Below are 14,366 nucleotides of genomic sequence, written 5' to 3'. Positions count from 1 at the left end.
GGGTTACTGATGGGACCAGGCTCGTTCCGGGGGTGGTTCATTGATCACCCCCCAAAATACCCCTAACTCCTTGACCGCCGATAAGAACTGCTGAAACTCCACAGGTTTCACGACATACGCGTTGGCGCCAAGGGTATAACTCTCGGCCAAGTCCCTCTCCTCGCGAGATGACGTCAACATGACGACGGGAATGGCTCGCAAATTGGTATCTGCTTTGATGGTGCGCAAGACCTCCAGCCCATTGACCTTCGGCATCTTCAGGTCAAGAAACACCACTGCGGGATTCCCTTTCAACCGCGCCTTGAAGTGTCCCCGACAGTACAAATAGTCCAAGACTTCGGCGCCGTCATGACACAGAACAACTTTATCGGAGATATGCTCTTCCTCCATGGCAGCCAGCGCAAGTTCCGCATCACGAGGATTATCTTCAGCGAGCACAATCGGCTTGGTGAGTGTCATCCTTGGATCCCCCTTTGGGCAGCGCAACATAGAAGGTGGCTCCCTTATCCGGGACACCGTCGGCCCATGTCCGACCTCCATGACGATGAACGATCCGACGAACATTGGCAAGTCCGATCCCTGTTCCTTCGAACTCGTCAGCCCGGTGTAGTCTCTGAAACACCCCGAACAACTTCGGAGCGTACTGCATATCGAATCCCACACCGTTGTCACGCACATACATCACGATCTCGTCGGAGCTGGGAGGTTCGACTCCAATCTCAATGGAGGCTATGGGCTTTGTGCTCGTAAACTTCAGTGCATTGGTGAGTAAATTCGTGAAGACCTGTCGAAGCATGGACGGATCGCCTTTTACCTCAGGTAGTGACGCGATTGTCCATGATATCTGACGCCCGTGCAAGTCAAGGCGCAGATCGGACTGAATACCCTTGATCAACTGATCCATGTTCACCGTCGTCTGCAGCATGTCTTGACGGCCCATACGAGAGAACACCAGCAGATCATCGATCAGCTGTCCCATCTGCTTCGCAGCTTCTGAAATCGTCTGTAAATACCGGGCAGCTTTTTCATTCAGTGACTGGTCCACGGACTTGCGCAAGAGGGCAGCGTAGCCGTCAATGTGTCGCAACGGCGCGCGAAGATCATGAGACACCGAATAACTAAATGCCTCCAACTCCTTATTGGCAGCCTCAAGAAGTTCTCCTCGGCGTTGTAGCTCATCAGCCACACGACGGCGTTCGATGATATCGTGGCGAATCAGGTAGTACACCGATGCGAGCAGCACCAGCTGTAAACCAGCACCGATAGCCAACAGCATGATCGTATCGCGTGTACTTGCAGCGGATGTAATGACCCGTCGATTCACTGCTTGTCGTTCATACACATCCATCTCGCTAATAATCTGACGGATCCCGTCGAGTTCGCGTCTCCCTGCGCCCTCCAATGCCATTTTACTGACGGATTGGACGCCGCGTTCCTGGACTTGAGTGATCACCTTTGACTCGACACTCACCTGACGCTCCATCAACCGAGTAAGCTCGCCGGCACGCCGCTGTTGTTCAGGCGAATCCTTGGTCAATTCATTGAGATAGGTCAAGAATGTGGGTTTCTGAGCAATCACACGCTTATAGGCCTCCAGATAGGCTTGCTCACCCGTCACCAGATACCGCCGATGCGTACCTTCAGCTTCACTCATCGCAGCGTCTATGCTGTCGAGCAGTTGGATCAACTCATGACTCCGACCATCGAGCCCACTGCTCCTCAGCAGACCGTTAGTATTGTGATACGAGATCGCACTAATGATGAGAATTCCGACAAATACAAGGCTGAACCCTGTCAGAACTCGTTGCTCGATCGTCAGCGCCTGAAACCACCGGATGATACGCTGAAAAGACGCAGTGATCCCTGAAGTCGAACCGTTGGGAAGTTTGCGCACGTCATCATGCAGAGGGGGAGCTTGGGCCTGATGGTTGGTGGCTGATTCCATAGACCTGGACGACCGGCCCCAGGCACACCGATCACGCTAGGATCACCCGAGGGAGAGACGAGAAGATTCGTTTCTCAAACTGAATTGTAGCAGAACTGTGTAGATGGGAAAGCAGAAACCTAACCGCCGATCAACAGACTCGGAGGCATGACTGTCGCAGCGGGAGTCACAAAATTCGAAAACATCAGTGTCGCCGCAACGACCCAATCCGTAAACGGCTGGGGATAGATTCCGATCGCCAGAGTCCCAGCGAGACCAACATAAATCACCGTCTTCATGGGACCTGAAATCGAAATGGGGGACGGATCAATTGGCTCATTGATGTACATTTGCTTTACCACGATGAGGTAATAGTACATCGAAATCACGATATTGATCAGCCCGACGGTGATTAACGTGTATAGGCCTTCTTTGATCGCCGCAATAAAGATATAGAGTTTCCCAATAAACCCGGCAAGCGGGGGGACTCCGGCAAGGGAGAGGAGGAACAGTAGCATCGAAAAAGCAAGAAAAGGTGAACGGCGCCCGAGGCCACGATAATCTTCGATCTCATCCCTTCCAATGGCCTGACTCACGGCAATGACCACGGCAAACGCCCCGATGTTTGCGAAGAGATACGCCAGGAGGTAGAAGAGAATCGCGTCATTTCCCATCTTGGTTCCGGCCGCAAGACCGATAAGGACATTTCCGATCTGTGCGATACCAGAATAAGCCAGCAGCCGTTTGATATTTCGTTGTGCAATGGCCACGATATTGCCGTAGGTCATAGACACAATGGACACGGCAACGAGCAAGTAGATCCAGGTCGGCTTGAACGTCCCCAATGCTACGATGAAAATCCGGAGCAAAATGGCCAAAGCCGCACCCTTCGGAGCGATGGACAAGAAAGCCGTGACCGGCGTCGGAGCGCCATGGTACGTATCCGGAATCCAGGAATGGAAAGGGACCGCGCCGATCTTAAAGCCCAGTGCCGCAAAGATAAGTAAAAACCCGATGATCAAACCAGGTGTGGCCGGAGCGGAAGCCATGTCAGAGAACACGAGTTTCCCGGTTTCCCCGTACACCAAACTGATGCCATAGGCAAAGAGACCGGCGGCAAACACGCCAAGAATAAAAAACTTCAGGCCGGCCTCATTCGAGGCCAAGTCATCCCGTAGGTAGGACACCAAGATATAAAATCCGAGTGTTGAGAACTCTAAACTGACGAACACCGACAGCAGATCGTTGGCTGAGGCCATGAACATCATGCCAAGCGCGGACATGACGACCAGCGCATAATATTCACCACGGAACAGCGTAAACCGGTCGACGTACTCGATTGACGCCAGAATGACGAGGATCGTAGACCCTAAGATGAATATCTTGAAAAAGATCGCCATCCGGTCGAGCACAAACATGTTCCCGAACAGCGTCCCGGATACTTGATTCATGTCAAACCACGCCAAACAACCAAGCGTTGCGAGCAGCCCACCGACGCTCAGATAAGCCAGTCGTTCTTTGGGCAGTCGGGGTGAGACAAAGTCGACCGTGATGACCACACAGAGCCAGCACGTCAGGAAGATCTCCGGCAATAAGAGGAGCAAATCAGAGAAGGACAGATTCAGCGAAAAGCTCATTCTTGCCCTCCTCGAGGAGCCTCGGATACGTGGGTGATGGGCGTGGTTGAGACCATTGGAATAGCAGGAGGGTTCGTGATTGCGGCCGCACCCTTCACTCTTCTTAACACTCCATCGCTTTCAGCAACAGGAACCACGTGCGTAATCCGTGCAATCAACGGGTCCACACCGGACCGGACAACTTCGTACAGATGCATCGGGAAAATACCAAATCCGATACTGATGGTGATCATCATCAGAAGCGGCAATCGATCAATCGTGCCGACAGCGTCATGCGCATGGCTGTACTTTTGATTCATCGGCCCATAGAACAACCCTCGCATCATTTTAAAGAGGTATGCGAGCGTCAACACGATACCAAGCATGGCCACGATCACTTGAAGGGGGTACTTGTTCCAGCTCCCAACGACGATCATGATTTCCGCCACGAAATTGACGGTGCCAGGCATGCCAATCGACGCCATACATCCCACGATAAAACAGCCGGAAATGAACGGCATCTTATTGGAGAGCCCTCCTAGCGACGGAATGTCACGAGTATGCGTTTGGTCATAGACCCATCCGGCCATTGCGAACAGCATGCCGGTGGCCATCGCGTGCGCAAACATATAGATGATGGCTCCGCTCAGGCTGATGTAATTCAAGGCGGCCATCCCGAGGAACACATACCCCATGTGGCTTGAGCTCGAATACCCAATGACATACTTCGTATCTTTCGCATAAAACGCCACGAAGCCGCCGTAGATAATGCTGAACATGCACAACACCGCTGCGATCGGCATCAGCTCCCTGGTCGTCTCAGGCAAGATTTCAAAGGCTACCCGAATAATCGAAAAGTGTCCGAGTTTCATCAGCACACCGGCATGCAGCATGCTCGTTGCGGCAGGGGCCGCCGCATGGCCAACCGGTGACCAGGAATGCAACGGCCAGATGGGAGCAATCGATGCAAACCCAAAAAACACCAGCACCCAGATAATCTTGTCGAGCGTCGTCCCGAGCACCGGGATATTCATGAGGTTGGCTTGCTCTCGGAGTACCAAGATGTCGAAGGTGTTCAGTCCGGAAAACTTATAGATGAGCAGGATCCCCATGAGTGCAGCCACGGCAAAGGCGGAAAGGAACAGGACCAGCTTCATCGCGGCGTACTCTTTGCTGTTCGACCCGAAATTAAAAATAAATCCGACCGAATCTCTCTGTTTCAATCCTTCGGGGTCCGTCATCTCCAAATATTTCTTGGTATGGCTACCCCACATACCCAAGAGCAAATACATCGGGATGACGGACATTTCGTAGAAGAAGTACAGGAAAAATAGGTCGAGGGACATGAACACGCCGATGGTGGCGGCTGCCAAGATCAGCAACCAGATATAGAACTCCTTCGCCCGATCCTTGATGTGCCAGGACACGAATATCCCAGCGAACAAAAGAATAGAAGAAGCCAGCACCAGCGGGGTCCCAATCCCATCAACCCCCAGATACAACGCAATACCCAGTTCCTTCGACCAAGCAAACTTTTGGACAAACTGAAATCCCCCTCGGACCGGATCGTACCCATAGAATATATAGAGGGAAGCAACCAGTGAGACAAACGCGGCGCTCGCGGCAATCCCACGCACAAGCGAGGGTTGTCGATTGGACACAAATATCAACGCGAGCGCTCCTGCAAATGGAGCAAAGAGAATATAGAGGAGTGCGTACTCTCCCATTGGGAACCTGTTACCTTCTTTCTGTCATATCATTATCGAGTGCAACGGTCTTCTCGTGATGCAGGCGATCAACCAGAGCTTGAACTGATCCGTTCATGATCCTCAAGAATGGGGATGGATAGAGTCCAATCCACAGAATCATGATAGACAGAGACACCGCAATCACCATCTCACGCAGTTGCAAATCACCCATCGTGCTCCTGACGGAGCTGCCGAGTGGGCCCAGCATCGATCGTTCGTAATACCAGAGAAAGTAGGCCGCACCAAAAATCACCCCAAGTACGGCAATAGATCCAACCCACCATTTGGCCTCGAACGCACCTAACAGAATGAGAAACTCGCCAACAAACCCGTTGGTACCAGGCAGTCCAATCGAAGCCAGTCCAATAATCAAAAAGAAGGTCGCCAGCAGCGGCACCTGTTTTGCCATTCCTCCGAACGCCGCCAACTGGGTCGTCTGTTGACGGGAATACAGAAACCCCGCAATGAAGAAGAGGCCAGCAGTGCTGAACCCCAAATTGATCATCGTCAGCAGACTGCCTTGCAAACCCTGATAGTTCAACGCAAATAACCCCACCACGACAAAGCCGAGGTGGCTGACGCTGCTGTAGGCAAGTAGGCGTCGAAAATCAGCCTGCACCAACGCCATCCATGCGCCATAGAGAATCGCACAGAGCCCCAGCACCACCACGATCATCACAACCGTGTCACTCTTCGATGCATCCGGCAGCAGCGGAATGCTGAAACGGATGAAACCGAAGGTCCCGAGCTTGAGGCCAGCCAGGACAACCGCCATCCCGATGGGGCCCTCTAAGAGCGCATCAGGCAGCCAGGTGTGGAATGGAAATACCGGAGCCTTGAACGCAAATCCGAGGAACATCAACCAGAAGATAAGGATCTGTTGACTGATGGGAATCGGAACCGTGAGTAACTCAAGCAGATCGAACGAGTACACATGATCACTGTGATGGAGGGACGCCCATTGGTGGTAATTGATGTCCAGCAGCGCGATTCCTACAAGCATGAACACACTGCCCAAGAGCGTATAAATGACAAACTTCAGTGCAGCATAATGGCGTTCGGCTCCCCCACCCCACAGCTTGATCATAAAGTAGCTGGGAATCAGCATCAGCTCCCAGAATACGAAGAACAGGATCAAGTCCAACGACACAAAGACCCCCATGGTCGTCGTTTCGAGCGCCAGGAGGCACATCATGTAGAGTTTGACTTGATGGCGGATCGTGTCCCACGAATAGACCACGACGAGAACGGTCAGAAATGCCGTCAGGCCGACGAACAAGACACTGATCCCATCAACAGCCAGGTGATAACTGATCCCCAATGCGGGAATCCATTGCACCCGCTCGGCAAACTGCATGGCGGCCGACTCGGGGATAAATCGGAGGAGGACAAAAACCGACAGAGCAAGCTCCACCAGCGCAATCGTGAGGGCTGAGCTTCGGACCGTGTCTTCATCGTCCATAAACCAGAGAACGATGGCTCCGACAACGGGCAGAAAGAGGATACAAGAGAGAATTGGAAAACCAGCAGTAAGCTCTTCGAGCATGATGATCGTCGGTTTCGGCTATGTCCTACATCTGAACGACAAGTTGAACAACCAGGGCCAGAAGAAAGAGCCCTGCTACAATAATCGCAGCGTAATGATGCACCATGCCGCTCTGCATTTTTCGCCCCTCTCGGGCAGCAAGGTGGTTCCCATATCCGATGACATTCAGTCCCGCATAGACGATGTACTTTTCGACCCATGTCGATCCAGACGCGCCCCAATCTGCGAGCTGACCCACCCCTCGCACCACACCATCAATGATCGTCCGATCAAACCAGTCAAGAATCATTCCCAGACGTTTGAGCGGCTCGACGAAGAGAAGGTCGTAGAGTTCATCGATATAGTATTTATTCAACAGCAATCGATATAAACCGGAAAACTTCTCAGCCCATCCCTCCGCCGTCACGGGGCTCACGGCGTAGAGGAAGTGCGCAAGGCCCCACCCCATCAAGGCAATGGCAATCGCCACACCCATCAGGAGAATGGTCATTCCCCCACTGCCCTCATGCTCAGTCCCGGTTCCAACAACCGGAGACAAAAACCCGTGCAACCATCCCTGTTCGGGAGGGAATCCCAATACCAATCCACCGACTCCTGAAAGAAACGCAAGAATCATCAAGGGTGCAATCATCACCATCGGAGATTCATGCACGTGCTCCTCGGTATGATGATCCATCCTGGAGGATCCGTAGAAGGTCAAATACGTCAGCCGAAACATATAGAACGACGTCATCAGTGCACCGGCTGCCGCCAGGCTATAGAGCAGATAGTGATGCGTGTTGAATGCGTGGGCCATAATTTCGTCTTTGCTCCAGAACCCTGCCAGTGGAGGAAGGCCTGCAATGGCAATGGTACCGATCAGAAAGAGACGATGGGTCCACGGTATGCGTTTACTCAATCCACCCATTTTTTGAATATCCTGCTCCCCTGATAGGGCATGGATGACCGAGCCAGCGGACAAAAACAACAGCGCTTTGAAGAAGGCGTGGGTCATGACATGAAACACGGATGCTGTGTAGGCACCGATCCCGCAGCCGAGAAACATGTACCCAAGCTGGCTCACCGTTGAATAGGCCAAGACGCGCTTGATGTCGGTCTGCACCAGGCCGATCGTTGCCGCGAACAGAGCGGTCCCTCCACCCACGAATGCCACGACCGCCATGGCAAAGGGAGAAAGATCAAAAATGACATGATTCCGAACGATCATATAGACGCCGGCGGTGACCATCGTCGCGGCATGAATGAGCGCGCTGACTGGTGTCGGCCCCTCCATGGCATCAGGTAGCCAGGTATGGAGCGGCAGTTGAGCAGATTTGCCAACCGCACCGACCAGCAGGCACAACGCAATCGCCGTAGCCATCTCCGGAGATAGCTGTCCCACCTGAGCAAAGACTTTTGTATAGTCGAGCGTCTTGAAGTTCACAAACACGAGAAAGATAGCGAGGAGAAAGCCAGCATCCCCGATTCGATTCACCACGAAGGCTTTGGAGGCAGCCTTGGCGGCAGAGACTTTATCGTAATAGTACCCAATGAGGAGGTACGAACAGAGCCCTACCCCTTCCCAACCGATAAACAGGACGAGATAGTTGTTCCCCATGACGAGTAGCAGCATGGAGACCATGAAAAGATTCATGTAGGTGAAGAAGCGGGTAAACCCTTCTTCACCATGCATATACCCCACAGAATAGATGTGAATCAGAAAACCCACACCCGTCACAACCAGCAACCAGGCGCAGGTCAGTGAGTCAACAAGGTACGCAAAGTTAATCGTCAAATCTCCGCCGAAAATCCATCGATACACGACGACTTCATGTACTGCGCCGGTCCGCAAGACGTCTGCAAACACCACGAGCGTACACAAAAAAGACAGCCCGACAGACCCCCAGGCCAAACGATGCGCCAGCTCATGTGAATACCGATGGCCCAAGAGGCCGTTGGCAATGACGGCCATCAGCGGAAACAGGGGAATCAATTTGATCAACAGATCGATTGTGTCAGACACACAGTCCTACGTTTTTCTCAGGATGCTCAGCTAAGCGAGAAGGCCGGTGAAACCAGCTCCTACTGCATCCGCTGGGGGTAATTTTGAGGGCATGGGGTACCGAAAACAGAACACGATGCCGCTCTTAACATCCTGCTACCACTTCAAAAGGTTCATCTCGTCCACATTCGTAGAAATCTTGCTTCGAAAAACCACGATGATGATGGCCAGTCCAATAGCCGCTTCCCCGGCGGCAATTGCGATGATAAACAATGCCACAAGCTGCCCGGCCATCGATTCGAGATAGTGCGAGAACGCGACCAAATTGATGTTCGCCGCATTCAACATCACCTCAACGGACATGAGCACGATGATAAAGTTCCGACGAATCAGGACACCCAGTAATCCCGTCATAAATAGAACGGCACTCACAGCAACATAAGCAGACAGCGGTATCATCGATGGTCTCGTTCAGCCTCCAAGGCCTTCGGCGTCTTTGCCAACACGATGGCGCCTATAATCGCCCCAAGCAGAAAGATCCCCACGATTTCAAACTGTAAGAGATAGTCACTGAACATCTTGATGCCGACCGCGTAGGTATCTCCCTCATGCAACACCGCTCCGGCAGGCTCATGTCCTTTGGCCCCGTCAAACGGCGACCGGAGGAGGAGAAAGAGTACATACAGAGCCCCTAACGATGACAACCCCGCAAAATACGGCGCCGACGTGTGAAAATATCGCTCGTCGGTTTTGAGATTCATCAACATCAGCACAAAGAGGTAGAGCACCAAGATAGCCCCAACATAGACAATGACTTGGACCGCCCATAGAAACTCAGCATTCAACAGGATGAACAGACCGGAGACGTGCATGAGTAAGGCAAGCAGGGATAATGCACAGTGAACTGGGTTGCGTAGGGTAACCGTGAGTACGCCAGCGGCAATGCTCACCAATGCAAAGTACGAGAAAAATGCCAAGATCATATTGTCCGCTCAACTCAGATGCTTTGGAGGTGTCTGCGTTGCCTTCGCAACTGATTGTGGGAAGTAGTATCGATACTCGCGGCTCTCCTCAAGATTCTTTTCTTGATTGTGCGCATACAAATACTTCTTCCCATCCTCGAGATGCCGCTCGCCGATATCGTACAGGCGCTTTTTATCGAACAGGAGACTCCGTTTATCATGAGTTGAGTATTCATACATCTTGGTCATGGCCAACGCATTAACCGGACAGGCCTCGACACAGTAGCCGCAGAAGACACATTTGGTAATATCAATATAGAATTCGCTGGCATACCGTTGAAGCGGCCGCGTGGTATCTTCGGCACTGATCACTTTGATGCAATGCGACGGGCAGGCGACTTCACACAAATCGCATCCGACACACCGTTCTCGTCCGTCATCGTACCGCAACAACCCAAGGGCCCCTCGATGCGCGTCAGGAATCGTGCGGTGCTCCCGTGGATATTGAAAGGTCATCGGTCGATGGAGCATGTGCCGAAACGTTACTTTCATCGCGTCCCAGATTTCATAGAACAGGGCCGCATGAAGAATCTTTTTCGTTAAGGCAGTGATGCTCATCGTAGGATCCTGGTCATGGGCACGAGCGAGCGGACATCTTCATCGCATCATACCGATTCAACGTTGACCCACATCTGCTTGAATGACGGGACACCGGTCGTGGGGTCAACGGTCACCGTCATCAAATCCTTTACTGGAGGCTCATTAAAATGCTCAGGGAAAAAGCAGGTGCCAGGTGCAACCGACTGATCCATCTGCACGGCGATCTGGAGAGAACCACGATCCGACGTCAGGCGCACCTTCGCCCCTTCTTGGAGACCGAGACTTTCCAGATCTTGCGCATTCATTCTTAGTCTTGCGGTATTCGGAGCAATGGTGATCAGGCCGGGCGCCTGAACCGATAGCTTGCCGGAATGCATCAGGAGCTGTCCCATCAATAGGGCAAACGGACGAGTTAGTGCATTGACTTCCTGGGTTGCCTGATACCGCTTCCCAACCGTGGTCGCATACCCCTTGGACAAGTAGGTGTCGAGCGTTGGCGTTACTTTGCGGGGTTGACCAAGATTGTAGTACCCGGGGAGCATTTTCATGATCTCGCTTTGGATATCATTTGCAGACTGATAGTCCCATTGGCATCCCATGGCGTTGGCCAGGGCGGTCATGATGTGCCAATCAGGCAAACTCTCTCCACGCGGATCCATGGCCTGGCGAACACGAAGGACCCGCCCTTCAAAATTTGTAAAGGTGCCGTCCTTTTCCGCATAGGTGCAAGCCGGCAACACAAAATGCGCCAGCTTCGCCGTATCAGTCAAGAACGGATCTTGGACAACCAATAGTTCAAGCCGCTCAAGCCCAGCCCGGACTTCCATGGAGGCCGGAAGGGTGGCCAAGGGATTTTCCCCGAGAATGTACAAGGCCTTGATCTGTCCAGTCCGACACCGCTTCAAGATTTCAACGAGATGCGCGCCAGAGCTCGGAGGAGGGAGCACCGTGTTCCAAGCTTTCTCGAAACGATCTCGCACCTCTGGATCCCCATACCGCCCCTGTCCTGGGAGGAATTCAGAAGCCGTACCCATATCGACAGCCCCTTGCTCATTGGGCTCTTCCGTCACCGTACTCACTCCGCACCCCGGTTGTCCGATCTTTCCGGTAATCCAAGCAAGATCCATCAACTTGAGCACATTGTGATAGCCGTTCGCCCGTCGGACAATTCCTTCCGCGCACAGAATGATCGACCGCGGTGATTCGGCAAACAGTCTGGCAATTTCCTTGAAGACTTCATTGGATAGTCCTGTCTGAGCCGTCAATTGTTCCATCGACAGACTTGCCACCGCCTTCTTGAGCGCCTCAAAGGCTTGCGGATGCTTTCCCACAGCCGCTTCATCTACCACATCCAGTTCGATCGTCGCTTTCAGCAGCCCATCGATCACTGCTCCTTCCGTCCCAGGCTTGATCAAGAATGGATGGGAGGCGAGCTTACTCATATTCGTAATGGCACTGTCGAACGTCACCACCTGGGCTCGATACACGCGTACCGCTTCTTTAATGCGCACCGCCGTGAGCGGATTCGTCTCAGTAATGTTGGAGCCGATCACGATAATCGCCTTCGCCTTCGTGAGATCCTCCCAATCGTTAGCGGTTCTCCCCAGGCCAATGGCGTGTTTGGACGCTAATACAAAATTCATATGGCCGTAGCGCGCGCTACTATCAAGCTGGTTGGTTCCAAATGCCGTGCGCATGAGCTTTTGAAAGAGATACAGCTCTTCATTGGTACACCGAGCCGTCACAAGGCCGGCGATGGCATCGGGACCATACTTGCTTTTGATTTCAGCAAATCGATCGACAAGCCCGTGCATGGCCTCCAACCATGGCTTTTCAACCAGGCGCCCGCTTTCACGAACCAATGGGTGCACAAGCCGACTCTGACTATCCAATGACTCAAAGCCAAACCGGCCCCGTACACACAGTCCGCCGTGCCCTTTGGCCGTATCGGACCGATCACCCCACTTGTTCTTCCAGGACAGGGGCGATGTGACCCGGACGACTTCTTCGTCTTTGGTTTCCAAGTACATCTGGCAACCATCGCCGCAATAATTGCAGGTGGTGGTCGTCTTTTTCATCTGCCATGGCTTATACAGATATTTGGAAAACTTGTTTGTGATCGCACCGACAGGGCAGACCGCCAAGCAATCCCCGCAGAACTCGCAATTGAGGGGAAGATCCCCTTTGGGGACAACCTGGTTGAATCCTCCCTTCTTCATGAATTGCAAGGCATCGATCATTAAGACATCCTTGCAGACATTGATGCATTCCGCACAAGCGATGCACCGATTCATATTGAAGTCGAGGACCGGGCTCCGCGTATCTTCAGGAATAAACTTTTGTTTGGCATTGGCGAGGTTGGTTACGCCATGCTGGAAAGCCATATCTTGTAATTCGCAATGGCCATCCGCATCGCACACCGGACAATCAAGAGGATGCACGGACAGGTGTTTCTCAACGGCCTTCTTACGAGCGAGGAAGAGATCTTCTCCTTCGGTACGAATCACCATTCCCGCAGCGGCCTTCGCCGTACAAGATCGAACAGGAGCTTTTTTCCCTTCCTGCATCACGAGGCACATCCCACAGGAGCCAAACGGGTCGAAGGTGTAGTGGTAACACATCGCCGGGATGATCTTCCCCGTCATGGAGATGACATCGTAGAGCGACACCCCATCCTTTGCCGTGACGGTTTTCCCGTCAATGCTCAGTTCAATGCTTGTGGCTTCAACGTCGGGATTAGTCGCTGGCTTTAGTCCCATTATTCTTCTCCGTGAAAGGAAAACGTGAACCGTAAAATGACACCCTGATTTTACCGTTCACATCTCACGCTTCACAGTCAGCGGTCGCATTCACCCATCACGATATCGTAGGTCCCGAAAATCGTGCAGGCATCGGAGATCATATAACCTCTGGCCATATGATCGAACGCACCCATATGGATGAACGATGGAGCACGAATCTTCAATCGATACGGCTTACCCCCACCCGTACTGACGATATGGAAACCCAGTTCCCCTTTGTGGGCTTCTGTGCCGCAATAGATTTCTCCAGGCGGAGCATCAAACCCTTGCGAAAACAGCTTGAATTGCTGAATCATGGCTTCCAAGTTCGTAAACACCCGTTCCTTCGGGGGCAGCGTGACGCTCGGGGCATCCGCCATGATGGGACCTTCCTGCATCTGCTCCAGGCATTGCCGGATGATCTTGACGCTCTCATACAATTCCATCACCCGAATCCAATACCGATCATAGGTATCGCCGTTTTTTCCCACCGGGACGCTAAACTCACACTTCGGATATGCGCTATAGGGTTCATACTTGCGCAGGTCATAGTCCACCCCGGATCCACGCAAAACAGGCCCGCTCAGGCCAAAACTAACGGCGTCTTCCGCAGAAATGACGGCAACCCCTTTGGTGCGTCCCAACCAGATACGATTTTTCTCAAGAAACACCTGGTATTCATCGATCTTCGGTGGGAAATAGTCCAGAAACTGTTTCAGTTTGTCGATTAACGCAGGAGTCAAGTCCCGCTCCACCCCGCCGATCCGATACCAACTGGTCGTAAGACGAGCTCCACACAGTTCATCAAACCAGTCCAGCAAGATTTCACGATCCCGGAAGCAATAGAAGAAGACGGTCATGGCCCCAATATCGAGGGCCTGGGCACTCAGCCAAAACTGGTGACCGATGATGCGCTGAACTTCAGCAACAATCGTCCGCAAATATTCCGCCCGCTCCGGCACTTGTAAATTCAGGAGCTTTTCAACGGCGCGGCAATAGGCAAAATTGTTGTACATCGCACAGACATAGTCCAGTCGATCGGTATGGGGAATAAACTGATGGTAGGTCCCATCTTCCGCAAGCTTTTCAACGCCACGATGGAGATACCCCATGACCGGAGTAGACTTCACCAGCCGCTCTCCCTCCAACTCCAAGATCACCTTAAGAACACCGTGCGTACTGGGATGTTGAGGCCCCATGTTGAGCAAA

11 protein-coding genes are annotated in these 14,366 nt (G+C 52.6%); all 11 read right to left on the bottom strand.

From position 1 onward, the window contains the following. Positions 1-3: 3 nt before the first annotated feature. The 11 genes from COMA1_RS04680 to nuoD all read right to left on the bottom strand — a co-directional run bounded on the left by COMA1_RS04680 (position 4) and on the right by nuoD (position 14,356). On the bottom strand, positions 4-459 hold the full coding sequence (locus tag COMA1_RS04680) for a response regulator (protein ID WP_090744458.1): 456 nt from the start codon (positions 457-459) through the stop codon (positions 4-6). Continuing rightward, a complete protein-coding gene (locus COMA1_RS04675) occupies positions 428-1,945 on the bottom strand; it encodes a sensor histidine kinase (RefSeq protein WP_090744455.1) in 1,518 nt (505 codons plus the stop codon). Before COMA1_RS04675 ends, COMA1_RS04680 begins: the two co-directional genes overlap by 32 nt. 119 nt (positions 1,946-2,064) lie before the next feature. Next, a complete protein-coding gene (locus COMA1_RS04670; RefSeq protein WP_090744452.1) occupies positions 2,065-3,561 on the bottom strand; it encodes an NADH-quinone oxidoreductase subunit N in 1,497 nt (498 codons plus the stop codon). Further along, positions 3,558-5,267 (bottom strand): complex I subunit 4 family protein, encoded by a 1,710-nt coding sequence (locus COMA1_RS04665; protein ID WP_090744449.1) that lies wholly within the window; start codon positions 5,265-5,267, stop codon positions 3,558-3,560. Before COMA1_RS04665 ends, COMA1_RS04670 begins: the two co-directional genes overlap by 4 nt. A 10-nt stretch (positions 5,268-5,277) precedes the next feature. Beyond that, positions 5,278-6,834: a complex I subunit 4 family protein gene (locus tag COMA1_RS04660; protein ID WP_090744446.1), complete on the bottom strand. Its 1,557-nt coding sequence runs from the start codon at positions 6,832-6,834 to the stop codon at positions 5,278-5,280. A 25-nt stretch (positions 6,835-6,859) separates the two neighbouring features. After that, positions 6,860-8,836 carry an NADH-quinone oxidoreductase subunit L gene (nuoL, locus tag COMA1_RS04655; RefSeq protein ID WP_090744443.1) on the bottom strand — a complete coding sequence of 659 codons (1,977 nt, stop codon included), beginning with the start codon at positions 8,834-8,836 and terminating at the stop codon, positions 6,860-6,862. 135 nt (positions 8,837-8,971) lie between these two features. Beyond that, positions 8,972-9,274 (bottom strand): NADH-quinone oxidoreductase subunit NuoK, encoded by a 303-nt coding sequence (gene nuoK / locus COMA1_RS04650; RefSeq protein WP_090744441.1) that lies wholly within the window; start codon positions 9,272-9,274, stop codon positions 8,972-8,974. Further along, positions 9,271-9,798: an NADH-quinone oxidoreductase subunit J family protein gene (locus tag COMA1_RS04645; RefSeq protein WP_090744438.1), complete on the bottom strand. Its 528-nt coding sequence runs from the start codon at positions 9,796-9,798 to the stop codon at positions 9,271-9,273. Before COMA1_RS04645 ends, nuoK begins: the two co-directional genes overlap by 4 nt. A gap of 9 nt (positions 9,799-9,807) precedes the next feature. Continuing rightward, the gene (gene nuoI / locus COMA1_RS04640; RefSeq protein WP_090744435.1) at positions 9,808-10,395 is read right to left on the bottom strand and encodes an NADH-quinone oxidoreductase subunit NuoI; all 588 of its coding nucleotides are present in this window, start codon (positions 10,393-10,395) and stop codon (positions 9,808-9,810) included. 47 nt (positions 10,396-10,442) lie between these two features. Beyond that, entirely contained in the window at positions 10,443-13,136 is a 2,694-nt protein-coding gene (locus COMA1_RS04635) for a molybdopterin-dependent oxidoreductase (RefSeq protein ID WP_090744432.1), read from the bottom strand. A 77-nt stretch (positions 13,137-13,213) separates the two neighbouring features. Beyond that, positions 13,214-14,356, bottom strand: a complete 1,143-nt coding sequence (gene nuoD, locus COMA1_RS04630) for an NADH dehydrogenase (quinone) subunit D (RefSeq protein WP_342672685.1) — start codon at positions 14,354-14,356, stop codon at positions 13,214-13,216. Positions 14,357-14,366: the final 10 nt, after the last annotated feature.

Origin of the sequence: Candidatus Nitrospira nitrosa (genome assembly GCF_001458735.1) — a bacterium.
Lineage (GTDB): Bacteria > Nitrospirota > Nitrospiria > Nitrospirales > Nitrospiraceae > Nitrospira_D > Nitrospira_D nitrosa.
This window is presented reverse-complemented; position numbering and strand designations above follow the sequence as displayed.